The sequence below is a fragment of the Bradyrhizobium sp. HKCCYLRH1030 genome (assembly GCF_051168395.1).
Lineage (GTDB): Bacteria > Pseudomonadota > Alphaproteobacteria > Rhizobiales > Xanthobacteraceae > Bradyrhizobium.
Map to the genome: position 1 here is coordinate 32,892 of NZ_JBNPUY010000016.1, position 23,802 is coordinate 56,693.

General features: G+C 62.1%; 21 protein-coding genes and 1 pseudogene. 11 read left to right on the forward strand and 11 right to left on the reverse strand.

The window, feature by feature from the left end; genetic code table 11:
• Window positions 1-4 precede the first annotated feature (4 nt).
• Both ACQR1E_RS31425 and ACQR1E_RS31430 read left to right on the forward strand, forming a co-directional pair.
• The gene (locus ACQR1E_RS31425; RefSeq protein WP_315716419.1) at window positions 5-1,000 is read left to right on the forward strand and encodes an ABC transporter ATP-binding protein; all 996 of its coding nucleotides are present in this window, start codon (window positions 5-7) and stop codon (window positions 998-1,000) included.
• Entirely contained in the window at window positions 1,000-2,013 is a 1,014-nt protein-coding gene (locus ACQR1E_RS31430; protein ID WP_315754290.1) for an ABC transporter ATP-binding protein, read from the forward strand. Before ACQR1E_RS31425 ends, ACQR1E_RS31430 begins: the two co-directional genes overlap by 1 nt.
• Window positions 2,014-2,140: 127 nt before the next feature.
• Here the strand turns inward: ACQR1E_RS31430 and ACQR1E_RS31435 are convergent, their stop codons facing one another.
• Window positions 2,141-3,121, reverse strand: coding sequence for a response regulator transcription factor (locus tag ACQR1E_RS31435; protein ID WP_315754292.1), 981 nt, complete (start codon window positions 3,119-3,121; stop codon window positions 2,141-2,143).
• A gap of 329 nt (window positions 3,122-3,450) precedes the next feature.
• Between ACQR1E_RS31435 and ACQR1E_RS31440 the strand changes: the two genes are divergently transcribed.
• The 6 genes from ACQR1E_RS31440 to ACQR1E_RS31465 all read left to right on the forward strand — a co-directional run bounded on the left by ACQR1E_RS31440 (window position 3,451) and on the right by ACQR1E_RS31465 (window position 10,442).
• Complete coding sequence (locus ACQR1E_RS31440; protein WP_434885781.1) at window positions 3,451-4,374, forward strand: sugar phosphate isomerase/epimerase family protein; 924 nt, start codon at window positions 3,451-3,453, stop codon at window positions 4,372-4,374.
• A 364-nt stretch (window positions 4,375-4,738) separates the two neighbouring features.
• A complete protein-coding gene (locus ACQR1E_RS31445) occupies window positions 4,739-5,842 on the forward strand; it encodes an NAD/NADP-dependent octopine/nopaline dehydrogenase family protein (protein WP_315754296.1) in 1,104 nt (367 codons plus the stop codon).
• Window positions 5,843-5,873: 31 nt separating this feature from the next.
• On the forward strand, window positions 5,874-6,836 hold the full coding sequence (locus ACQR1E_RS31450) for a DMT family transporter (protein WP_315754299.1): 963 nt from the start codon (window positions 5,874-5,876) through the stop codon (window positions 6,834-6,836).
• 215 nt (window positions 6,837-7,051) lie between these two features.
• On the forward strand, window positions 7,052-8,431 hold the full coding sequence (locus tag ACQR1E_RS31455; protein ID WP_316171862.1) for an MmgE/PrpD family protein: 1,380 nt from the start codon (window positions 7,052-7,054) through the stop codon (window positions 8,429-8,431).
• A gap of 1,236 nt (window positions 8,432-9,667) precedes the next feature.
• On the forward strand, window positions 9,668-9,862 hold the full coding sequence (locus ACQR1E_RS31460) for a transcriptional regulator domain-containing protein (RefSeq protein WP_315754303.1): 195 nt from the start codon (window positions 9,668-9,670) through the stop codon (window positions 9,860-9,862).
• Window positions 9,863-9,866: 4 nt separating this feature from the next.
• The gene (locus ACQR1E_RS31465; RefSeq protein WP_434897984.1) at window positions 9,867-10,442 is read left to right on the forward strand and encodes a DUF2285 domain-containing protein; all 576 of its coding nucleotides are present in this window, start codon (window positions 9,867-9,869) and stop codon (window positions 10,440-10,442) included.
• A 110-nt stretch (window positions 10,443-10,552) separates the two neighbouring features.
• Here ACQR1E_RS31465 and ACQR1E_RS31470 read toward each other — a convergent pair whose 3' ends face one another.
• A complete protein-coding gene (locus ACQR1E_RS31470) occupies window positions 10,553-11,029 on the reverse strand; it encodes a helix-turn-helix domain-containing protein (RefSeq protein ID WP_316187372.1) in 477 nt (158 codons plus the stop codon).
• 167 nt (window positions 11,030-11,196) lie between these two features.
• Here ACQR1E_RS31470 and ACQR1E_RS31475 point away from each other — a divergent pair, with 167 nt between their 5' ends.
• Both ACQR1E_RS31475 and ACQR1E_RS31480 read left to right on the forward strand, forming a co-directional pair.
• A complete protein-coding gene (locus ACQR1E_RS31475; RefSeq protein ID WP_316187373.1) occupies window positions 11,197-11,976 on the forward strand; it encodes a hypothetical protein in 780 nt (259 codons plus the stop codon).
• Between the two features lie 31 nt (window positions 11,977-12,007).
• Complete coding sequence (locus ACQR1E_RS31480; RefSeq protein ID WP_316187374.1) at window positions 12,008-12,379, forward strand: nuclear transport factor 2 family protein; 372 nt, start codon at window positions 12,008-12,010, stop codon at window positions 12,377-12,379.
• A gap of 152 nt (window positions 12,380-12,531) precedes the next feature.
• On the opposite strand, the gene ACQR1E_RS31485 is transcribed toward ACQR1E_RS31480, so the two are convergent.
• The 8 genes and pseudogenes from ACQR1E_RS31485 to ACQR1E_RS31520 form a co-directional block, all read right to left on the reverse strand.
• Entirely contained in the window at window positions 12,532-13,830 is a 1,299-nt protein-coding gene (locus ACQR1E_RS31485; RefSeq protein WP_316171860.1) for an alkaline phosphatase family protein, read from the reverse strand.
• Window positions 13,831-13,832: 2 nt separating this feature from the next.
• Window positions 13,833-15,110 carry a phosphonoacetate hydrolase gene (phnA, locus tag ACQR1E_RS31490; protein WP_316187375.1) on the reverse strand — a complete coding sequence of 426 codons (1,278 nt, stop codon included), beginning with the start codon at window positions 15,108-15,110 and terminating at the stop codon, window positions 13,833-13,835.
• The gene (locus ACQR1E_RS31495; RefSeq protein ID WP_434897985.1) at window positions 15,110-16,456 is read right to left on the reverse strand and encodes an amidase; all 1,347 of its coding nucleotides are present in this window, start codon (window positions 16,454-16,456) and stop codon (window positions 15,110-15,112) included. Before ACQR1E_RS31495 ends, phnA begins: the two co-directional genes overlap by 1 nt.
• Window positions 16,453-17,505 carry a branched-chain amino acid ABC transporter permease gene (locus ACQR1E_RS31500; protein WP_316166925.1) on the reverse strand — a complete coding sequence of 351 codons (1,053 nt, stop codon included), beginning with the start codon at window positions 17,503-17,505 and terminating at the stop codon, window positions 16,453-16,455. Before ACQR1E_RS31500 ends, ACQR1E_RS31495 begins: the two co-directional genes overlap by 4 nt.
• Before the next feature lie 6 nt (window positions 17,506-17,511).
• Window positions 17,512-18,366 (reverse strand): annotated as a pseudogene (locus ACQR1E_RS31505) (branched-chain amino acid ABC transporter permease); the annotation flags it as partial.
• Window positions 18,367-18,372: 6 nt separating this feature from the next.
• Window positions 18,373-19,098, reverse strand: a complete 726-nt coding sequence (locus ACQR1E_RS31510; protein ID WP_316186196.1) for an ABC transporter ATP-binding protein — start codon at window positions 19,096-19,098, stop codon at window positions 18,373-18,375.
• Window positions 19,091-19,900 carry an ABC transporter ATP-binding protein gene (locus ACQR1E_RS31515; RefSeq protein ID WP_316171856.1) on the reverse strand — a complete coding sequence of 270 codons (810 nt, stop codon included), beginning with the start codon at window positions 19,898-19,900 and terminating at the stop codon, window positions 19,091-19,093. Before ACQR1E_RS31515 ends, ACQR1E_RS31510 begins: the two co-directional genes overlap by 8 nt.
• 2 nt (window positions 19,901-19,902) lie before the next feature.
• The gene (locus ACQR1E_RS31520) at window positions 19,903-21,111 is read right to left on the reverse strand and encodes an ABC transporter substrate-binding protein (protein WP_434885779.1); all 1,209 of its coding nucleotides are present in this window, start codon (window positions 21,109-21,111) and stop codon (window positions 19,903-19,905) included.
• Between the two features lie 159 nt (window positions 21,112-21,270).
• Between ACQR1E_RS31520 and ACQR1E_RS31525 the strand changes: the two genes are divergently transcribed.
• Window positions 21,271-22,257 carry a sugar-binding transcriptional regulator gene (locus tag ACQR1E_RS31525; RefSeq protein WP_316166700.1) on the forward strand — a complete coding sequence of 329 codons (987 nt, stop codon included), beginning with the start codon at window positions 21,271-21,273 and terminating at the stop codon, window positions 22,255-22,257.
• Between the two features lie 95 nt (window positions 22,258-22,352).
• On the opposite strand, the gene phnY is transcribed toward ACQR1E_RS31525, so the two are convergent.
• On the reverse strand, window positions 22,353-23,795 hold the full coding sequence (gene phnY, locus ACQR1E_RS31530) for a phosphonoacetaldehyde dehydrogenase (protein ID WP_316171854.1): 1,443 nt from the start codon (window positions 23,793-23,795) through the stop codon (window positions 22,353-22,355).
• Between the last annotated feature and the right edge of the window lie 7 nt (window positions 23,796-23,802).

Here is a 23,802-nt window from a genome sequence, read left to right on the forward strand (position 1 = left end):
AGGCATGACATCGTTTCCTAGGCCAGCTCTCGACCTGCGCAATCTGCGGACCGAATTCCGAATCGGCGGCCATTGGTACCCGGCAGTACGAAACGTCTCGGTATCACTGATGCCAAACGAGACGCTCGCGGTCGTGGGCGAGTCGGGCAGTGGCAAGAGCGTCACGGCCCTGTCCATCCTACGGCTGCTTCCGCATGCCGGTGCTCGCATCCAAGGCGGAGAGGTGTTGTTCGAGGGTCAAGATCTCGTGACCTTGTCCGAGCGGGACATGAGCACGATCCGGGGCAATTCGATTGCGATGATCTTCCAGGAGCCGATGACCAGTCTCAATCCGACCATGACCGTGGGAGACCAGATCGCGGAGGCGATCCTCATTCATCGCGGAGGGTCGCGCATGGAGGCCAAGGCTGAGGCGCTTCGGCTCTTGGCGGAGGTCAAGATTCCATCGCCGAAGAGCCGACTAGATGAGTATCCGCATCAATTTTCGGGGGGGATGCGCCAACGCGTCATGATTGCCATGGCGCTTGCCTGCCATCCGAGGGTTCTTCTGGCCGACGAGCCGACGACGGCACTCGATGTGACGATCCAGGCGCAGGTGCTGACTCAACTCGAAGAGCTCAAACAGGCCTACGGAATGTCGATGTTGTTCATCACGCATAATCTTGGCGTGGTTGCGCAGATCGCCGACCGCGTTGCCGTGATGTATGCGGGCGAGATTGTCGAGCTTGCGACTGTCGACGCGCTGTTCGCAAAGCCCATGCATCCTTATACGGCGGCGTTGCTGCGCGCCATGCCGCGAGCTGACCGGGCCAGCGAGAGTCTGGAGCCGATCCCCGGCAGTGTTCCGGCCCTGTCTGCCGTTCCAGCAGGCTGCGCCTATGCGCCCCGCTGCCCGTTCAAGGACCGCAGCTGTACCGAACTGCACCCAGAGCTCGTATCATCAGGTGATCCCGGACATTTGGTGCGCTGTCCCGTCAGACCGGTCGGAGGAGTGCATTGATGACGACATCCCTGGGAAGCGGCGACTTTGTTGTACGTCATCTTTCGAAGACCTTCGTGAGACACGGAGGTTCAGGCGCCAGATGCGTCCGGGCGGTCGATGATGTGTCCTTCCGCATTCCAAAGGGGGCTTCCCTTGGCCTCGTGGGCGAGTCCGGTTGTGGCAAGTCAACGGTCGCGCGTACCATTCTTCGGCTCATTGAGCCCGATAGCGGATCAATCTTATTCGACGGCATCGATGTCCGCGCCGCCAAGGGGGCCACCTTGCGCGCGTTGCGGCGCCGGATGCAGATCGTGTTTCAGGATCCGTATTCTTCGCTCAATCCGCGCCGAACAATCCGGCAGACTCTGGAAGAACCCCTTCGTGTTCATCTGCGACTCTCGTCCAAGGACATCCGCGAGAAGGCGGAAGCCGCCATGCTCGAGGTCGGGTTGCCGCGAGAAGCACTGGAACGCTACCCGCACGAGTTCTCAGGGGGGCAGCGGCAACGGATTGGCATTGCACGGGCGCTGGTCTTGGATCCCGAACTGGTCGTCGCAGACGAGGCCGTTTCTGCTCTCGATGTGTCGGTCCAGGCGCAAATTCTTCGACTGCTGGAGGGGCTGCGCGAACGCCGCGGCCTGTCGTTCTTGTTCGTTTCGCATGATCTCGGGGTGGTCCGCCATTTCTGCGACCGAGTCTCCGTCATGTATCTTGGGCGCATCATCGAAGAGGGGCCGACGGCAGATGTTCTTGACCGTCCGTTGCATCCTTACACCAGGCTTCTGCGCGACAGTTATCCAGTGCCGGATCCGAGGGCCCGCCGGCCTCTGATCCAGATCGTGGGAGAGGTTCCTTCTGCAGCCAATCCGCCTCCGGGCTGTGGCTTTCATCCGCGTTGCGCGCGAGCGGAAGGTCTATGTTCCGTCGAAAAGCCGCAGTTGGAGACGTCGGGAGACGGCCGATTCCGGGCATGCTACTTCCCGGAAACAAGCGAGATCGCGTGGGGGAGCCTGCGCATCGGAGCGCGATGACTTGAAGCCCCGCCAAAGAAGTTCATTGGCGAGTGTGCCGTGATCGTAATCCAGTCGCCCAATTCCTTGGATTGAGGTCGACCGAGCGGAAGCTTCGCTGGAGGCTAGCGCGAGAGCCGCTCCCTGATCAGCGGCGAGCGGTGTTTACCCGATCCGATCGGTGCAGCATTCGCGCGTTGCTGACCGGCTCAGGTCGGGGAAGGTAGGTGGCAGGTCCGTCCGGGGCGAAGTCGAGCGAATAGCCCAATCCTCGCACCGTACGGATATAGTTCGGCTCGCCACGTTCACAAAGAGCCTTGCGAATGCGGCTGATATGAACATCGATCGAGCGAACGGCGTTCTCCTGAGTATGTGCTCGAATGCTGGATAGGATCTGCTCCCGAGAAAAGACCTTTCGGGGGCATTCGAGGAGCTGTTGCAAGATCCGATATTCGACGGGGCAGAGGCGAATGCAGCGCGCTCCTCGGGAGACGCGATGCGCGTCGGACTCCATGACAATGTCGGCAAATCGAAGCACTTTGGGACTGGAACAAGTCGATTCGCGCAGAAGACCACGCAGCCGGTCGATGAAGATGTCCGGAAGAAACGGCTTCAATATATAGCTTGTCCGATCCGCATGGACGCACGCCTCCTCGAGGTGAGGCGATACGCTTGCCATGATCAGCGTCGGGACATTCTGCGTTGCAGGGTCCCGGTGCAACTGTTCGAGCGCGAAGGCTACGCGATCCCCGCACGATACATCGTCCAGGGCGATCAAGCCGGGGCGCGCGGCGGCGGCGGAGGCGATCGCATCTGTCAGGGTGCCAGTCAGCATGCAGTCGAAGCCGTTGCTCTCGAGAATGTATTTGAGCAGGCTCGTGAATCCCTTGTCGCCGACCAGCAGGACGCGTGGTCTCGAAGGCACGGAGATGGAGCGGCCTTCGTCGCGGGCTGTAGAAGCCGGCGCAGACATCTGGTCGCATCCCGCCGCGGATTGGTCGACCCCCGAATCCGGTTTCCAGCCGGTCGCGAATGCAAGGCCCTTGTCCTGATTTTTAGCTGAGTTTGCGACACTGCAGAACTCCTCGGCAGGCTCGTCGCTGCCAGCTAGGACTGCCTTGTGCACCATTCCCATCTCCATCATGTGTCTGCTGCATCAGATGCAGTAGAGCAGCTTCCGGCGCGCGCGGAAGCTACCAAGCCGGATAGGGGGCTGGACGTGTACGGCTGCCGCCGGCAACCTTAGGACGGGTACGGATCCGTGAATGGTGATGCAATTCCGCAGATGGCGGTCGTCGCTTGCGGAACAAGAAGACTGCGCTCCGGACCGCGGACCTCTACCAGGGTTGGTAGTGGCAGTGTGTGGTCGGTCGCCCTATCTTTGCGGTGCAGGCTCTCCGTGCCGCAGCCGGTCGCAAGTCATCAAGCTTTGGCGCGTCCAGTCGAAGGATCCATGATATGATTTTCGGAGAGGCGCAGATCGTCAGCCGCATCGGATTTGTGCAGGGTGACCTCATGGAGCCGGCTGACAAGAGAGGACGAGGCTTTCTCACGGATTGCTGGCGCGAGGAATTCTCGGTTGCCCAAAAAGTCGGCTTCGAATTGATCGAGTGGAGGATCGGTGACGAGCCGATCCTGATGAATCCTGTGATGTCTTCCACCGGACGAGATCAGATGCGGCGGCTTAGTCGCGAGTGCGACATCTGCATTCCATCGCTGTCCGCCGACTTCATGATGCAATCCCCCTTCTACAAGGTCACCGGCCGTGAGCATTGGGCGAGGCTCGATCTGCTCGGTGCCGTGATCGAGGCGTGTGCTGAGATCGGCATCAAGCTCCTCGTGGTGCCACTCGCGAACGGCGGGCAACAGCTTTCCTCCCGCGAGGCGGCGGCACTTCGATCCGGACTGGATCGGCTTGCGCCGCTCCTCGAGGCTTGCGGCGTCGTCCTCTCCCTTGAGTCTGATCTCGATCCGCCGCTCTTGGCATCGCTGATCGAACCATACCCGGCAGACCGGTTCGGCATCACATACACGGTTGGATGTCGAGCTTCGACAAGCGCTGATGCGCATGAGGCCCTTGCCGCCTGCGGCAACCGGATCGTGAACGTCCACCTGAAGGACTGGAATTTGCACGTCAACCGCGCTTCGCCGTCTCGTCAGCGAACCAACCTCGCCGGCGCGCTCAATCAGCTGAGACTCGCAGGTTATCGGGGCGATCTTATTCTTCAATCGACCCCTGGTAACTGTCGAGCAGCATTGCTCGCCCAGTATGGTGCCATGGCTGCGACCTGGTGGAGCTTCGGGGGGCCAGATCATCTCAGTCTTGCTCCAGGGATGGTCGAGGCGAACGAGAACCTGCAACAGCTGTCGCATACGCGGTGAGCTTGGAGCTCGACGCCACGCCGAGACGAATTCCCTGCAGGCTGTGACTTCGCACCTCTCTGCATGAATTGGTGCGTCCCAGAGCCCGCTTTGGACGAAGCATGATCCTGGCGGTTGCCCTTGACCGAGCGAGGACGGCGCCTCCGCGCGCGCGAGCCAGTCGTGCAAATATAAAGGCGATCTGTTGACTGCAAAGGCAAGTCAATGCGCGCATTTATGCGTTTCACCGCTAGCCCATTATTAGTGTCCGAGGCGCGTACGTTAGCGAGATGCTTCCGTATGTTTACAGGATTATTATGTTGACCGGATCGCGCTGCTCCAAGAATACTTGAATCTACGTTGGGTTGCGTCATGGAGCAGCAACATGCAGACGTCGGTTTCGATCATTGGTGCCGGGAATTGCGGATGTGCGTTCGCGGCCGATCTTGCCAGTCGAGGAGCGAACGTACTGTTATACGCGCATCCGGCGCATCGCCGGCACGCGGAGACAATCGACCGCAACGGCTATCTGGAAGCAGGCCTCAAGATCGAGGGCCGCTTCCATCCGGATGTCAGCTCGGACATGGCCGACGTCGTCCGGTTCTCCAAGTTCATCATCATCACGGTCCCGTCATATGGCCATGAGGCCGTCCTGAGCGAACTCGCAAAGTTCGACCTCAGCAAGCATGTCGTCATTTCGATCACGGGCAACTTCTTCGCTCTCATGGCGCGCAGACAAATCAATGCGCGGTACATCCTCGAAACCGCCACGGCGCCCTACGCCTCGAGAATGCAGGATGGCAAGGTGACGGTGATGGGCATCAAGAGCATCATGCCGATCGCAGCGATGCCGGTCGATGTCAGTGAAGCGTTGCGCGATGAGATTGGCGCGATCTTCCCGATGCCGCTGGAGTGGCGCAGCAATGTTCTCGAGATCGGCATGTCTTGCATTACCGGAGTGATTCATCCGACGCCGGCGCTGATGAACGCCGGATGGATCGAGACGCGAAAGGGCGACTTCTATTTCTATCGTGAAGGCATGTCGACGTCGGTCGCCCGCGTCATCGACGAAGTCGACAAGGAGAGAATGGCGATCGCCAGGGAATTTGGCTTCAAGCCGCAGCCTGTCGTGGCGATCATGAACAGCTACTACGACAGGGCCTTCGCCAGTTTCGGCGAGTTCGCCAGAGAGACGGTCGAACACAACACGACCAAGATGGCGCCGACGCACATGCGCGACAGGTTTATTGTGCAGGACGTTCCATACGTTCTGGTTCCCTGGTTCGAGCTCGGCGTCAAGGTCGGCCTCCATTCCACCGCGATCAAGTCGATCATCGATCTGGCCTCCATCGTCAACGAGACGGACTATCTGGAGACCGGCCGAAACCTGCGCAGGCTGGGACTGGATGCGGCTTCCAAGGGACAGGTGATCGAGACATTCAGCGCACCGCTCGCGCCCTGGGACGATGAGCTTCGCCGTATCGCGTAGATCTTGGCCGCTTCTCGACCATGAGGCTTGTATGACGATCATCAGCAGCCGGCAGGGCGTGCCAGACAGCTCGGTGTCATCTCACCTGCCGGCAATCGGCTATAAGGTGCTCTCGGCAGCGGTGCTCGCCGTCATGTTCGCCTTGATCAAGAAGCTGGGCGGCGAGTACCCCGTGGGACAGATCGTCTTCGTTCGGAGTTTCTTCGCTCTGCTGCCGATTCTCTGGCTTGTCCGGCGTCTCGGAGGTTATCGCCTGCTTCGCACCGAACGGCCGGGCGCTCATCTGCGCCGCTCCGTTGCCGGTCTTTGCTCCCTCTTCTTCAGCTTCACGGCGGTCGGGATGCTGCCGCTCGCGACCGCGACGGCGCTGGGCTACGCAGCACCGTTGTTCATTACGCTGTTTGCCATTCCCTTGCTCGGGGAGAGCATTCGCCTCCATCGTCTTGTTGCCGTCGTTTTCGGATTTGGCGGCGTGCTGCTGATGGCCCATCCCGATGGCCGGGGGCTCTCCTCGGGAGTCTTGTTCGCGCTGGCCGGTGCGGTGGCTACGGCCCTTGCATTGATCTCCATCCGCAAGATGCGGGACACCGAGACGAGCATGGCCATTGTTTTCTACTTTTCGCTCTCGGGCACATTGGTGAGCGCAGCGACACTGCCGTTCTCTGCAGTCTGGCCGAGCGTGACTGACTTGCCGATCCTCGTCGCAATTGGTGTTCTGGGCGGCGCTGCTCAGATTCTGCTCACCAAGGCCTACCAGATGGCGCCGGCGAGCGTCGTTGCACCCTTCGAATACGCCACCTTCGTCTTTGCCTTTCTGCTCGGTCTCCTCGTCTGGCGTGAGATGCCGGTCCCGATCGAGCTGGCTGGGATTGCCGTCGTGATCGCTTCAAATCTCTTCATTGCGATGTACGAGCAGCTGGCCGGAGTTTCGTCAAAGCTTCGCCTGCCCGGCAAGTGGCACCACACCGCGACGGTCCGCGCCAAAACCGACTGAAAGGATCGGCGCGGATCCGGCTCAACCCCATAACTCCGACGAATAGGTGCTCGCAAAATTCGACTTTGACTTCCTGCTGCCATTCGCGCGGAAGATGCTCAAAGGCCAGCTTCGTGCCACTTCGATAGAGTTCGGTTTGCCAATCATGAGTCGGACGGCTGCGCTACCTCACCTCGTCCGATCAGCACACATGTTGAAGATCCCTGGAGGCCCGCATGACATACACCGCTGCCGAGCTGTTGGCCGAATGGGTCAGCGCGAGCAAAGTTCCAGAAGAAGCCCGGATCAGCGCGGCGAAATGCGTGCTCGATTTGATGACCGCCGCGATAGCCGGCCATGAGACGCCAAATGCGGTGGCCGTGCGCCGAATAGCGAGCGCGACCTGGGGCCATGGACCGGCGGCGATGTGGTTTTCAGGAGAGCGGTCGACCGCTGCGGGGGCAACCTTCGTCAATGCGGCCTGCGCGTGCTCGCTCGACCTGGATGATGGCCACCGCGCCGCTTCGGGCCACCCCGGCGCAGCGATCATTCCGGGGGTATTGTCACTGCTCGGCAGTCCGTCCTTGGATGGGCAACGGGCGCTTGCCGCCATTGCCATCGGATATGAGATAGGCATTCGTATTTCTGCTGCCCGGGATCTGCGAAGCGTCCCGACGGTGAACAGCGGCCTCTGGAGCGGTCAAGCCGTTGCGGCAGCGGTGGGTTGGCTGAGAGGGCTGTCGCGGAGCCAGATCGCACACGCGATCTCAATCGCTGGGACAACGGCACCGAGCCAGTCGGCCACTCCATACACCCGGTTCAGAGGCAACAGCGTCAAGGAGGGCATCCCATGGGGAGCTGCCAATGGCATCCTGGCGGCCGATCTGGCCAAGCAGGGCTTCACCGGACCGATCGACATTCTGGACAGTTCAGAACGGTACGATCGCGCGCGGCTTCTCGACGGGCTCGGAACGAGTTGGCTCATCAACAGCACCTATTTCAAGCCCTATAGTTGCTGCCGTTGGATTCACGCGCCGATTGACGCGCTGATCACGTTGCTGAGCGATCATGACATTCATCCGGAAGCCATCATCAGCATCGATGTGGAGACCTTTGGGAGGTCGTTGACCCTGAGCAACGAGGTGGAGCCGCGTACGCTGGAAGGAGCGCAATACAGCCTTCCGTTCTGCCTCGGTGTCGCCGCGACCAGCGGCGCACCAGCGTTGCTCCCCTTGAGCAACGAGTCGCTGACAGACCAAAGGGCCATCGAGATCGCTGGACGCGTCCACATGACCGTCAATCCCGAATTTGAGCTGATGTTCCCGGCTGCGGTTCCCGGGCGAGTTCGCATCACCACGGCTTCGGGCACCTTTGAGCGGACCGTGTTGGCGCCGAAGGGAGAACCTACGAACCCCATGAGCTGGGACGACATCGGGTTCAAGTTCCAGGCCATTGCAGCTGGTCGCGCCGATGCTCGTGTCGCGGCTGGGATTCCAAATGCGATCGGCGCGTTGCGAAGGGGAGATGTTGCGCCGTTGCAATCGATGCTGGAAGCAAGGCTGTTCGCCAGCTCGAATGACGCGTCGCCCGTCGAGCGGCTTGAGGTCGCCCAGTAGGCCCAGCGAGCGATGAGACGGCGGCAAAAAGTCTTCCTGGCAACAGGTCTATGCAGATCGCTTTGTCCCATCCCCTGGACAGGAGCGTGCGTGCGAAGCCGGCGAGGAGGGACCGGCCACTCAGTTTCTGCAGCGGTTTGACATCTCCCCTAACCATGCTGTCTCATTTGGCTTCCTGATATGAAAATGACGAGAAAGCAGCACTGCCTTTAGGGGTAGTGGTGCTGAATGCAGTCGTATGCCTGTCACAATATCGGGAAATCCTTCAGTGCGGTGAAGACGACGCTACGGTCGCCGTCGACGTGAAAGCGCCATACGTCAATCGGATCGACCTTTAGTCTCTGTTTGAAATCTTGTTTTGAGCAGCGAGAAGGCCGGCATGGTCAAGACACCAGTTTTCATCGGACCTAGCGTCGCAACGGATGCTCCCTCCCTTGCACGAGCGGATACTGCCCGTCTGCTCTGTCCCCATCGGGCAGATTGCGGGACGAACTGGCGGGGGTCAAAGGCGAACCTTGTGTTCGCAGCAAAGCTGCTCGGCTGCTTGCGCACAGGAACGTCACCGCCACCATCTGCGCTCGAATGGTCCGGATTTGTTGAGCACTGGACTGTCATCGTTCGCGACGACATATGTGTGCTTGAGGGAACGGTATGGCGTCTCCCATTGTGCCAGGGCAGCTTGGCTGCACCTCTTTTGGCCATTGATCCTGCCGCAGGGTGGGCGCGCGCGCTCGGGGAATGGCTTACGATAGGGGCGCCTCACAAGAGCACCGGCGCAGCCGGACTTCGTCCGGAGCTGATCTCCGATCGTGCTGCACGATGGCTGGAACATCAGCTCGCCCCCACAGATTGAGCTGTGGCCCAGATCGCTTGACCGACATTGCCAAGGGCGGACGAAGCGCTTCTCAGACGGATGTGAGCGCCATTTGAGAGCGCGCGTGAGCTTCGAGCGTAAGCAAACTTGATAGGGTCGCGCGACCGCCGTCGATCTGCTGAAATCCTCAGCAAGTGGACCTGAGGCGAGGCTGGTATGCCGCAGACTGCAGCGGGGCCTCATCATCGCTGCCCGGAATCACGCGATTTGAGTGAAACCGAAAGTCCCTGGAATACGCAAAATCCACTGTGTTGCGCTCGATCGGTGTCAACGCCGCAGATTGATAGCCACGTGCAGGAGCCCTCGTTGCTAGCCTCTGCAAACCTTGGTGAGAGAGTGGAAATGGCAGGGACGAGTGTGTAATGAGCGAGTTCAACTGGAGGTCGTCCGAGTCTTACAAGAAGCTCGAAACAGCCGATGCGGCCGACTTTGCCTGGGAATGTCTACGTCGTAATCCAGACTATCGGCGAGACTACAGCGATCTGCTTGCACAAGACAAAGACGGCCCGACCGATCCTGAATTCCGGCAGCGATGGGGGCTTTCTTTTCGCGGCTGACCCAATGCGCCGGTTTGATGCTCAGGCCATATTCTGGGCGCCGGAAGTGCTGCCGACTGTGCTTCGGGTTGCTCCGACCTCGCAAGGCTCGCTTGCGCCATTCTCTCATCTCGACCTTCGCGGATCGCCCGGCATCGAGCTGAGACGGGCGTCCGACGGCTGGTACGCGGTGCTGCAGTTGGGCGGCGCCACGCACCGGCTGATGCTCGCCCGGCTTCCGGCGAAGGGGACGGCCGTGGCTGTCGAACTGCCGCTCGACCGTGATTTCGATTTGCAGACGCGCGCGGCCTATCGGCTTTGGACGGCGCTGAGACGAGGTCCGATCCGGCTGCCGGCTCACACCGGGCCCATTCAGCAGCGCCGGCGCCTCGTTCTTGCGCTGCGCGCCTTGGATGGCCGCCTCGAGGGCCAGAATTATCGGGCGATCGCCACGGTTCTGTTCGGGTCCGAGCGAGTTGAAGATCGGGGATGGAAAACGCACGACCTGCGCAGCCGGACGATCCGGCTGGTTCAAACAGGTCAGACCCTGATCCGAGCCGGCTATCGAAATCTGCTGCGTAGCCAACGGCGATCAGCATGATCGGCGCGCTGGTCCGTCTCGCAGCCGCCGCGGGAGTCGACCCTCTGGGCAAGGACTGCATGAGGGATGCGAAAACTCAGTCATTCGGCTTGGCCGATGTCCTGAGCGCATTACTCGTCGTCGCGCGAGCGGAGAAGTTCAGCCATCTGCAGCACCTTTCGGCGAAGCCGCTCGTCGGATATGCCGAAATAGAGCTCGAGCAGTTGGCGAGATTCGCGTTTGGTCACAAGCTCACTGAAGTCCGCCGTCTGCTCATGAGCCGCCTCTGGCACAGCGGCGCCTGCCTTGACGTCAATCTCGTCAAAGAACCACGTGATCGGAACAGCGAGCTGGTTTGCGATTTCGTACAGCCGAGATGCGCTGATCCGGGTCTCGCCCGCTTCATACTTCTGAATGAGTTGAGCTGTCACGCCGAGGCGTCTTGCCAGGTCATCCTGGCTGAGATCGAGCAGGTTCCGTCGCAGGCGCAAGCGCGTTCCCACATGCTGATCGACATGATTGGGCTTCTTGGATGACCTCCTGAGCCGCTTGCCTTGGTTTCGGGACGCAGCGGGGCGGCCGTCAGGGAGCTGTTTGGAAGTCGCCACGTCCGCTTACCTCATGCCGTATCCAAGATGTTCGTCCATGAAGCATCAATCTCAGCTTGAAACAATCAACCAGAATTATGTCATTCGCGCTACAACTACAGAGGATAGATCAAATGCAATCGTCGCCAGCCACGGTTTGATGTGCGTGACGTAGCAAAGGGCAAGGAATGTCGATGCAGGATTGCTGTCCTCAATCTGGCCGCGTGCCTTCCAATCTGAAGATCGATCATGGTCCGATCAGCCTCCTGGGACGCTTCTTCCTCGCCGCTGACACCGCCGCCCAAGAGCGCGGCATCAGCGTCTATTTTGCGAGCCTACAGGATTTGCTCGACATCAACAGCGCAAATTCCGACAGCTGGCGACCGCTGGTGCCGATCTTCCAGCCCGACCTCGGCGGCGCGACAGCTGAGAACACCTTCGTCATGGTCGGAAAAGACAAGGACGGGGAGATCGTCGCGACACAGGCGGGTCGGTACTACGACTGGACAGCCACGACGCTGTTCGAGGAAGCCATCTCGCTTCGTATGTTCTACGCAGATCCGGCAGCCGCCTTGGCGCGCGGCGACGGCTGTCTGATTGCGACCCCGGTGGCGTCGACGATTGCGGGGAGGGTCGTGTTTTCCGGCGCCGGCTGGTACCGGCGCGATTTTCGCGGCAGAGGGTTGGCGCGAATCCTGCCCCGGATTTCGCGTGCCTATGCTCATGCGCGCTGGAATACGGATTTCACGATCAGCATGATGGCCGACGCTGTGATTGCCGGCGGCATGGCGGATCGCACCGGCTACACCCGGATCGAGCGGTCGAGCGTCGAACTGGTCGTATCTCCGCTCGGATCGATGCGCTGTGGTCTTGTCTGGATGCCGGTGCAGGAGATGCTGGCCGATCTGGAGGCCGCCATGGGCGTAAGCTGGCGCGAGGAATCCGATCCGCGCGCAGCGGCGATGTGAGCAGAGCCGGCTCTCAATGGCGGGGGAAAGCATGCAGGGACCGCTGGGTCACCGGGAAGCCGAGGCATATGTCAGGCACCTGTTCGCGTGTATCGACGCTCACGACTGGGCAGGCTTGTCCAGCCTGCTGGACGACGGTGCCGTCTATGAGCGTCCAGGATATGAGCCCTTTGTCGGCAAGTTGGCCATCATGCAGTTCTATCGCCACGAGCGCATCGTGGCCTCGGGCGAGCACCTGCTTGAGCAGGTGCTGAGCAATGGCGAACAGATCGCCTGCTGGGGCAGCTTTGCGGGCCAGGACAAGAATGGGCGTCCCTTGAGGGCCAGATTCGCCGATGTCTATCATCTCAGCGGTGGCCGCATCGGCCTGCGGCGGACGTTCTTCGACAGTCCGGCGCTCTGATCAGCGCAGTGGCTACGCGCTCTCGGCACCAGTGAACAACTGCTCGCCCCAGGGGGCATCGACAGGATGGGGGGCTGCGGTGCAGCCGGCAGGCATTGGCCACAGATGCTTGGTTGGACATCGTTTGGGCCAATGCGTGTACAGCGCGGGCGTCAGGCCGTCATGGCGCGCGTCTCGGAACGCCAGGCTGCCGCCTGCAAGGCCTCGCCGTCCATCCCTGTGCGGGGCAGCCCGAGATGGGACAGCACTGTCGGCGCGATGTCGATGACGCGCGCGGGTGACTTGCGGATCCGACCCGGACTGAAGCCTTCGCCCCATGCCATCAGGAACGGAGCCTGCTCGTAGGTCCCGAGTCCTCCATGCTGTCCGCATCCAAGTCGGTCGGGCTTGCCGAGGGCAGGCTTGGCCGCGAGGCTCGAACCGCGGATTCCGAAGCGGTTGGGGACGTCGCTGGACCGCATGGACACAGCAAAGGCAAGGCCGCCGGTGTGAGCTTGTCCAACGCGGTCGAGCTCGTCCGGCCCGAAGACCTGCCCGGCCCAATCACTGCGTTCCAGAAGCGATCGCACGTTCTGCAGCGAGGGGCCGCGCTGGGAATCGACATAGATTAAGGCCGAGGTCCCGTTCGAGATGGCCAGAATCTCGTCGGACATGGGGTTGGCTTTGAGACCCGCGGTGATCAGCGCTGCATCGATGTCGACGATGTCCTCGACCGTTTGATGACCATGATCGGATCCGATCAGAAGGAGGATGTCCTCGCCCTGGTCGCGCTGTCTTTCGACGGCTGCGATCACCTCGGCCGCCCGACGATCCGCCTCCGCCAGCACGGCAAGATGGTCCGGAGAACCGAGCGGTGCGTTGTGTTGAATGTGGTCCGGTTCGCCAAGCCACAAAATGCCGACCGCCGGGCGACGCTTCACCATCACGTCGTCGATGAAGCGGGCTGTCATCCTGGCGTCACCGCCGCTGTCCAGCGTGACGTCCAATCGATCGCCGGCCGCGACTTCAATGCGGCCAGGTCCGAACGAGCCGGCCCGGTGATAGACAAATCCATGCCCGTCGGGATCATGGGCATAGGCAGCCCCGGGGGACACGTTGCTGAAGACGATCTGGCCACCCACGGTCTTGACGCGTTCCGCCAGGGTCGGCACTTGCAGTGAGGATCCCGTGACTCGGCGCTTGTGTTGCAGAAACTGCGGATCTCCGGCGTCGCGCAGCACCAACCTGCCGGATTCGATCAGGGCAACGGAATTGCCTTGCAGTCCATGTCTTGCCGGAGTGCATCCGGTTGCAACACTCGCCGACACGACGCGTGTGCACGAAGGAAAGACGGTCCGGTAGTCCTCGAACCATTCGGCGCGCGCGGCGAAATCTGCGAGATGGGGCGTGGTCGCAGGCGAAATGAGGTCCCGTCGAAGTCCGTCGAGGATCATGATGACAACACGCTTCATGGTCAAAGGTCCACCTCATTGAGTGCGACACTGAAAATATCGAAATTGCGCAAACTGCGCCCGTCGGGCGCGCCCGGGCTCGCGCGAAGCCGATGAGACAGGATGAAGGGGACGCGCTGCTCGGCGAGACCGCCATGCGAGCGCAGCCTTGCGCCCGCCAGGTTGGAAAGCTCGTGGTCGCACGCCCGGGCGCCCAGGGCGATTCCCTTTGCTGCGATCACGCAGACGTCGCCCTCGCGGTCGCGCGGCAGCTCGAAGCGGGCGGCCGCATCGTCTCCGGTCAAGGCGAGACCGACGCCCGGAAGCCCCGCGAGAAACGAAACGACGTCTGAGGCGCGCAGGACTGGATCCAGGAGGTGAACCCGGACGAAGCCGCCGAGCGCGCCGTGATGGCGGACGAACGGGTCGGTGATGGGACAGATCACCCGCGTCCGCCCGAGGCCGAAGACTGCGTCGAGCTGATCGCCGAGATACATGACATTGGGCGAACCATCGGCGTGCGCCATATCACTCATACCGTGATCGGCGACGATCCCGACGAGCGCGCCCTCGGCGAGCAGTGCGCCGAGCCTCTGATCCACCTTGGCCATGAACGCCAGGGCTTCCGGCTCGTGCGGTGCGTAGGCGTGCTGGACATAGTCGGACAGCGACAAATAGATCAGATCAGGACGATGATCCGCCAAGAGCCTGAGACCCGCGTCCAGGACGAACAGGGACAGGTCCGCCGAATACTGATGAGGGACGGAGCGGCCGATCCGCGCGGGCACGTCTGCAATGCCATTCTCGGCTTCGCTGCAGCAATCCGCCTTCTCGGCAGAGAACACGATTCCCTTGAGGTCCTTGCCAAGCGCCTTGCGGAGCTTGTCCTTGGCCGTCACGGCGGCCACCTTGGCTCCGGCACGGGAGAAGGCGGAAAGGATCGTCGGCGCTCGCATCGGCGATGCGTCCACCATCATCACCTCCTCTCCGCTCGCGGCATCGATGTAGAAGTTGCCCGACACCCCGTGGTGCGCGGGCGCGACCCCGGTGACGATCGAAACGTTGTTTGGATTGGTGAAGGTCGGTATGGCCGCGAGCGCCGTGGTCGCAAAGCCGTCGCGTCGCATGCGATCGAGGGCAGGGACGATGCCCGCGCTGCTCGCCGCTGCGATATAGTCGGGATCGCAGCCGTCGAAGCAGATGATGACAGTGGAAACGCGCGGCCAATTGTAGACCCGTCCGTTCACTTCGATCTGCGTGTCGGAACCCGTTGTCGGCTCGGTGGCGGATGAATATCGCATCAATGATCAACCCGTGTTGGCAGGCGGCAGGTGTGAGCAACCCAGGCGGCGCTCTGAAGCAGCTCACGGTCAGAGCCATGACGCCCAATGAGCTGGAGACCGATCGGCAAGCCGTGTGCGCCGCAGAGCAGCGGCAGTGAGACGACAGGCAGACCGCACAGGCTCCAGGGCATGGCAAGACTCCCCGAGCCGGGACCTTCATCGAGCCTTGTCGCCTCGCCCAGCGCCGAAAGGGTCACAAGCACATCGTGCTGCGCGAACAGCTTCGACGTCAGTCTGATCAAGCGATCGGCCAACGCGTTCAACTCGATGTAACGTTTTGCGCTGAGCGCAAGGCCTGCGGCAATTCCATCCTGCAGCGGTGGACACAACTTGGCAGACAGATGCTGGGGTAGATCGCCGAAGCGAGCCGCCAGATGAGCGTTCAAAAGGCCAAGAGCCACCTCGATCGCACCGCCGAACTCGCTCGGAAGATCCAGCTCGTGGACTGCAACCGGCAACGCACCGATGAAGGCCGTCAAAGCCTGGCCCGCGTCCGGAGCGACCTGCTCGAATCCCGGTCCGCGCACCACAGCCAGCCTGGGAGGGCGTCCGATCCGATCGGCGGCGCTGTCGACAACGGGATCAAATGCGCCGGCAAACAAGCAGAGATCCTGGACGGATCTCGCGAGATAGCCAATCTGCGCAAGCCGCGGCACCAGGATGTTGGAGCCTTCCATGCTTGCAAACCCGAACGACGGCTTGAAGGCATACGCTCCGCAGAATGATGCCGGCAGCACCGTCGAGGCGGTGTGCTGAGTCCCGAGTGCAAGAGGGACCATTCGGTCGACCACAGCTGCCGCCGAGCCGGCCGAAGACACACCAGGTGAGCGCCCAAGATCATTGGGATTGCGGGCAGCGCTTGGATGATACATGCCGAACTCCGACGTCGTCGTCTTGCCGATGATGATGGCGCCGGATCGCCTGAGCATCGCGACCGCCGCGGCGTCCGCTGCCGGGCGACGGTGGCGCAGCAGGCTGCTGCCATATTCTGATGGCATGTCGATCGTATCGAAGACATCCTTGACGCCGACGGGCAGGCCGTGGAGCGGTCCGGAGAGCCGGCCTTCCGATTGCGCCTTGTCGGCGAGGAACGCCTGCTCGCGCGCCGCGTCCACCGCGACATGAGTGAAGGCGTGGACCTCGCCGTCGCGTGCCGCGATGCGAGCGAGGCAGGCCTCGAGTAGTGTGGCCGCGGAGAGGCGTCGTTCGCGTATGGCCGAAGCTGCAGCCGTGGCTGTCAGCTGCGAAGGATCGCCATCCATCTCGCAAAGCTGACGCCGACTGTGTGGGATCGCGATGGTCATGATCGGCCCGTCTCCTCGAGGGTCTCGGCAGGTGCGAATGAGCTGGCGCTGGTCCCGCGGAGCCGTGAAGGCCAGGCGAACGCGTGTCGAGGCATCATCCCGTCACGAAAGGTCAGGACGCATGATGCGAAGACGATGCCCTGGAGCACCTGCACCCAGGCCCCATAGGGAGCGAGAAAGTGCTGCATCGTGACCAGGACCGCGGCGCCGACCAAGGGTCCGCTCAATGTGCCGAGGCCCCCGATGAGGCACATCAGAACAGCCTCTCCGGAGAGGTGCCAGTGCGCGCCGGACAAAGTCGCGAGCTGAAAGGCAACCGCACTCAGTGACCCGGCGAGGCCGGCACAGCTGGCGGCGATCGCAAAGGCGAACAGCTTGAGGCCCCGGGCATTCTGACCAAGGGACAGGGCGCGCCGCTCGTCGTCGCGGACCGCGACAAGCATCATCCCAAGCTGAGACGACAGCAGCCGCTTGATGCCGAAATGGACGGAGCAGAAGGCTGCGACGGCAAGTGCATAGACGGCGAGGTCGTTGCGCAGATCAATCAGACCGAACAGGAGGCCGCGCGGCACCGCCTGCAGCCCGTCCTCGCCATGCGTGAAGCTCGACTGGACGAACACGAAGTAGACCATCTGGGCGACGGCGAGCGTGATCATGGCTTGATAGATGCCACGCCGCCGGATCGCCAGCGCTCCCATGACGATGCCGAGCAGAATAGCGGCAGTGATCCCCGCCAGCATGGCCAGCTCCGGGGACATCGCCCAGTGCTTCAGCGCATGCGCGGTGACATAGGCGGCCGTCCCGTAGAGAGCCGCCTGTCCGAACGACATGACCCCGGCGAACCCCAGCAGGAAGTTGAACGACGCGGCTAGAATCGCAAAGCAGAAGATCTTGACCAGGAAGATCGGGTAGAGCAGTGCCGGCAGGACAGCGAGTGCAGCTGCGATGATGACGACGATCAGGATGCGCTCGTATTTCTTGTCCGCGCGTACATCCGGCGTGGCCGTGACCGGGGGAGGAATGCCGGCAAAGGAATGATGACGCAGCACCTCGATGCCGAACAGGCCCTGTGGCCGGACCGACAGGACGATGCACATGAAAGCGAAGATCATGACATTGGCCGCTTGCGGGAACACCGCCAGTGTCGCGCTCTCGAGCAATGCCAGGCAGTAGGCCGCCAGGATTGTCCCTCCGAGGGAGCCCATCCCGCCGATCACAATGATGGCGAAGACAACAAGCAGGACGTCGGACCCCATCAACGGACTCACCTGATAGATCGGCGCCGCAAGAGCGCCGGCGAGGCCCGCAAGAGCCGCGCCCAGCCCAAAGGTTGCCGTCATCACCGCAGGAATCGGGACGCCCAGCGCTTCGGCCATCGTGGCGTTCTCGGAAGCCGCCCGAAGCGTCGCTCCAGCCTTGGTTCGTGCGATCGCGATCCACACCCCAAGGCAAACAATAAAGGCGACCATGACGACCCACAGCCGGTAGACGGGGAACACTGCAAAGCCGAGATCGACCACGTCCGACAGCCAGGCGGGCGTCGTGAAGGGCAGTCCCGTAGAGCCGAAGATGACCTGAAATCCGCCCTGGATCGCGGTTGCGAGCCCGAAGCTCAGCATGAATCCATAGAGCGGATCGAGACTGTAGGTCCGCCGCAACAAGAGTCGCTCCAGCACCATCCCGGTCGATCCAACCAGAACGGCAGCCGCACACAGGCCCACGAGATAGGGAAGACCAAGGCGCGCAACGGCCGCCCAGGCGGCAAATGCACCCATCATGTAGAGCGCGCCGTGAGCCATGTTGAGGATGTTCAAGAGCCCGAAGATCAATGCGAGGCCGAGGCAGAGCAGGGCATAGAACGATCCATTGACCAGACCGATCGTGAGATAGGAGAGAACGAGGTTTGACATAAGGATTCACACGGCAACGTATTTGGAGAGGCGCGCTTCGATGCGCTCGGCCTCGCAGGTCGGGCAATTGTCGACAACCAGTCCGTTCTCGATTGCAACAACCCGGTCAGCGACGCCCAGCACGAAAGCGAGGTTCTGTTCGACCAGCAGGATGGTGTAGCCGCGCTGCTTGAGGGCGGTGATCGCTTGTTCGATCTGGCGGATGATGATGGGTGCCAGCCCCTCCGTCGGCTCGTCCAGCAGCAGAGTTCGGGCACCGGATCGCAGGATCCGCCCGATCGCCAGCATCTGTTGTTCGCCGCCGCTCAGCTGCCCGCCGAGATGGCGGGTCCGCGACCTGAGATTCGGAAACAGTTCGAAGATCTCATCATCACTCATGCCGGAGCCGCCCAGCGTGGGCGATAGCGCCATGTTCTCGGCCACGGTGAGGCTGGCGAAGATCCCTCGCTCTTCCGGACAGTAACCGAGACCAAGATGCGCGCGCTCCGATGGACGCAGCGAACGCACCTCTCGCCCCTGCACCAGCACATGCCCCGACTGCCGCTGCAACAGGCCCATGATGGCGCGCAGGATGGTGCTCTTGCCGGCGCCGTTGCGGCCCAGCAGCACGACGACCTCACCCTCCGATACGGTGAAGTCGATCCCGAACAGCGCCTGGACCTCGCCATACCAGGCCTTGAGGTTGGATATCGCAAGCGGAAGGCTTGCTTCGCTTCGTTCCGGATCAAGCATCAGCGGCTGCACCGAGATAGGCGGCGCGGACGCGGTGGTCGCGCGCAACGTCTTGATAGGATCCGTCGCTCAGAACGGCGCCGTTCGCCAGGACGGTGACGTGGTCCGCGAGCCGTTCGACGACCTTGAGATTGTGTTCAACCAGCAGGACGCAGCAATCCTGCGCTGCGTCGGCAATCATCTCGACGACTGGACCGATGTCTTCCCGGCCGAGCCCCGACGTCGGCTCGTCGAGAAGCAGGAGGCGAGGTTTGAGGGCGAGCGTGGTTGCAATTTCGAGCAGGCGTCGCCGGCCATAGGAGAGTTCACGCGCCTGCCTGCGTCGGTCGGAGGTCAGGCCAGCTCGCGCGAGCAGAGTCTCGTTGTGAGGGGCGAGATCGCCGCTGACGCGGCGGCGCAACAGCCGGAGTGGTGGGCTGGCATGGGCCTGCGCCACCAACATGTTCTCCTCGACCGACAATTCGGGAAATACCGCGCAGATCTGGAAAGATCGGGCCAGCCCGAGCCTGGCCAGCCGATTGGCAGGCCGGGCCGTGACGTCGCGTCCAAACAGTTCGATCTGACCGCGGGTGGGCTTGATGAAGCCGCTGATCGCGTTGAACAGGGTGGATTTGCCTGCTCCGTTGGGACCGATCACCGCGTGAATGCAGCCTTCCCGAAGGTCGAGCGACACCTCGTTCAAGGCGACGAAGTCCTTGAACTGAACCGTCAGAGCACGAACCTTCAGCACGGGATTGGTCGGCAGCGGGGCAGAGACAGCTCTCGGATCTTCGAAAGCCTGGAGCGAGGCGCTGGCGACCATGTTTATTGCGCCTTGGCCGCCTGCGAGCTGCAGCCGGATGCCGACGCGGGACGGAATGCCGCGCTCGCAGGAACCGTGGCTGTGCGGACGTAGAAGTCCCACGGCTCCTTGCTTTCGGCAGGCGCCTTCACGCGATAGACGCCGATGTCATAGGTCACCCGTCCATTCGCCTGAATGTGCGCCACGCTGCCGAAGCGGTCGACCGGCAGCTGCCGCATCTGGTCGTTGACAGAAGCGGCGTCGTCGCTGTTCCCTGCCCGTGCGGCCTTCAAATAGTGCAGCACGCTGACATAGACGCCGGCCTGCTCACGCGTTGGCATCCGTCCATGGGCGGCAAAAAACCGCCGGGCGAATGCGCGCGTCGCATCATTGTCGTTCCAGTAGAAGCCGGTGCTGATGATCAGGTTCTGCGCGGTCTCCAGACCGATACTATTGATATCCGTTACGAAGGCGTGTAGCGCGGCCAGCTTTTGCCCGGACCGCGTGATCCCGAATTGGCCGGCTTGCTTGATGGCGTTGACAGTGTCGGCACCGGCGCTGGCAAGCGCGATCACCTCGGCGGAGGAACTGCGCGCCCTCACCAGGAGTGTGGAGAAGTCGGCGGTGCCGAGCGGATGGCGAGCGCTGCCGGTCACCTTGCCGCCGCGCTCGTCCACGACCTGTTGGGCTACTCCCTCCAGATCATGGCCAAAGGAGTAATCCGCGGTGAGGAAGAACCAGGTCTTCAAGCCCTGGTCGAGCAGCGACGCCGCAGTGCCGCGCGCCAGCGCATAGGTGTCGTCGGTCCAGTGTGTGACATAGGGCGAACAATAGCGGCCCGTGATGTCGGTAGAGGCTGCGCCGGATATCAGAAGCGAGCGCTTCTTATCGGTTGCGAGCGGGATCAATCCGAAAACCACGCCCGAATGCGGCAGATCGACGATGGCATCGACGCCGCGCCGGTCAAACCATTCGCGGGCGATGCTGGAGGCGATGTCCGGCTTGTTCTGATGATCTGCCGTGACGATCTCGATCGGGGTGCCGTCGACGGTTCTCCCGAAATCGGCAACGGCCATCCGGGCCGCGAGGATCGAGCCAGGACCACCAACGTCGGCGACCACGCCGCTCTGATCTCCCATGACGCCGATCACGACCTTGCCGTCCGAGAATTCCGCCAATGCGGCACTCATCGAGACGGAGAGAAATGCAACCGACAGCAGAATGCTTCGCATGGTCAGCCCCCTATCATTATTGGCAGGGGGTGCTTAGCCGGGTTCGCTGACACATTTGTGACGAATGCGGTACAATTGGGCTATTCGGGATGGCAGTTGTCGTAGCGACCGCGACGGGGCACACATGGGTCCTGACCCAAACCCGACTCAGGCTGTGACGTGACCACCTCAAACCTGAAACTGCGCGACGGCGAGACCGACAACGCCGATACGATCCTGGAAGACCGGGTCCTGGTTGCCAGAATATGCTGGTACTATTTCAAGGAAGGGCAGACCCAGGAAGCGATATCGCAGCGGCTGAACATGACGCGGAAGCGCGTCAATCGGATCCTCGGGCTCGCGCGGGAAAGCGGCTTCGTACAGATCACGATCACCGATCCCGCCGGGCAGAGAACGAAACTCGAGGCGGAGCTCGCTGCACGATACGGCTTGACGCAAGCCATCGTGGTCCCAACCCCTATGACCGACCCGGACGTCAGGTCGTTTCTGGGAGCGGCAGCTGCCAACTACGTCGCTGAACGGCTCCCCGCGGACGGCTCGCTTGGAATTACCTGGGGAGGGACGATCAACGCAGCCGCCCAGAACCTGAGGCCGCGTCAGGGGCAGAACACCAAGGTCGTCCTGCTCTGCGGCGGATTGGCGGAAAGCGCGCCGATCAATCCGTACGACAACGCTGCGATGATCGCTCGCGCGCTCGGAGCCCGCTGTTATTATCTCACAGCGCCCATGTTCGTCGACGACGCGGCCTTCCGAGACCTCATCGTGGACAGCGAGCCGGTTCGCTCCGTGCTGGCCATGGTGCCAAGTCTGGACATGGCCCTCTTGAGCGCGATCGACCTTTCCGAGCAGTCAAAGGTGCTCGAATACAACGTCATCTCGCGCAAGACCTGGACATCGCTGCGAGCGGCCGGCGCGGTCGGAGACATTTGCGGCCACTACCTCGATCGCAGGGGCAAGCGAGTGGATCATCCGCTGTCGCGGCGGACCATCAATCCGCCTTGGGACCATATTCATCGGATCAAGCACCGGGTTCTGGCAGCGGGAGGACTGCAGAAGGTCGCGATCATTCGCGCCGCGCTGCTGGCCGGGCTCTGTCATGTTCTCGTGACTGATGAAAATGCGGCGGAGAAGCTGCTGATCGACTAGGTGCGCATTGCGTGCGCAGCCGCTTCGTTCCTGGCGCGGCGGCTCGACCGCTTTGATGACCCGCTCGGTGGCAACCGGCGAGCAGGTCGAGGGCCCTAGACCGGCCAGGGCAGGGAGTAGGTTTTCACCTGCGTGAAGCTGCGCATCGCCTCCAGGATGCCCTCCTTGTGACCGAGGCCGGACTGCTTGATGCCGCCGAACGGAGTGAGTTCGGTGCGATAGCCGGGAACTTCCCACACATTGACCGAGCCGACCGCGAGGCCCTCGATGAGCCTCGTGATGTGATCGAGGCGGTTGGAGCAGACGGCGGCGGAAAGTCCGAACTTGGTGGCGTTCGCAATCCTGATGATCTCGTCGATATCATTGTTGCATCGGATGATCGGCAGAACCGGGCCGAACGTCTCCTCGGCAACGAGCTCGCAAGCGGGCGAGACATGATCGAGCAGCGTGGGAGGATAAAAGGCGCCGCGAGGTTCACCGCCGAGCAGAAGCCTGGCACCTGCCGCGACCGCACCGGCCACGCGTCTGGCAATCAGCTGGGCTGCGTCTTCGCTGATGACGGTGCCGAGATCAACGCAAGGGTCGCTGGGGTCGCCTGTTGAGAGCTGCTGCATGTGGTGCAGGGCCCGCTCGGCGAAGTGATCGGCAAGCTCCTCCACGACGAGCGCCCGCTTCACGGCCGTACAGCGTTGACCGGAATGTCTGACTGCGCCCTGCACGGCCAGATGCGCGGCCCGATCGACGTCCGCATCCGAAAGGACGATGAACGGATCGTTCCCACCCAGTTCGAGGACAAGCCGCCGGTAACCTGCCCGTTCCGCGATCTGGTGCCCGACGCGAACCGACCCCGTGAATGTCACGAGCTCGGCGTCCTCATCGGTGAACACGCAATCTCCAAGATCGCGCGGCGTTCCGGTCACGATCGAGAGCATGCCCTCTGGCAAGCCTTGTTCGCGGAGGATCCTGCCCAGCGCAAGTGCCGTCAGGGGCGTCTGCTCCGACGGCTTGAGCACCACGCGGTTGTTGGTCGCTATTGCCGGCGCCAGCTTGTGGCTGACCAGGTTCAGCGGATGATTGAAGGGGGTGATGGCCGCGATGACCCCCGCGATCGGCGTACGCATTGAAAAAATGCGCCGTTGATGAGGGTTTCCGCCGATGTCTCCAGGGTAGATCTCGCCATCATTTTGAATCAGCGCATGGGCGGCAAACGACCAGACGTCGCAGGCGCGCCTGGTTTCATGCAGGGAGTCCCTCAGACAGAGACCGGTCTCGGCGGTTATGAGCTGTGCGAGCCGGTCCTGATCTCTTGCAATCGCACGCGCAGCGCCGAGCAGGATATCGGACCTTTCGCGGCGGCTCAGCTTTGGGCGGAAGCCCGCGGCTGCCGCGAATGCAGCCCGTATTTGACGTGGCTCTGCCTGCGGTACCGTCCCGACGAGCGCGCCGGAAAAGGGATTCCTGACTTCAATGACGCGATCCGCGTCTGCTGATGCTCCAGCCAGGAGCATCGGCTGGTAGATCGGCTCAACAGCGTGCATGCGTGGC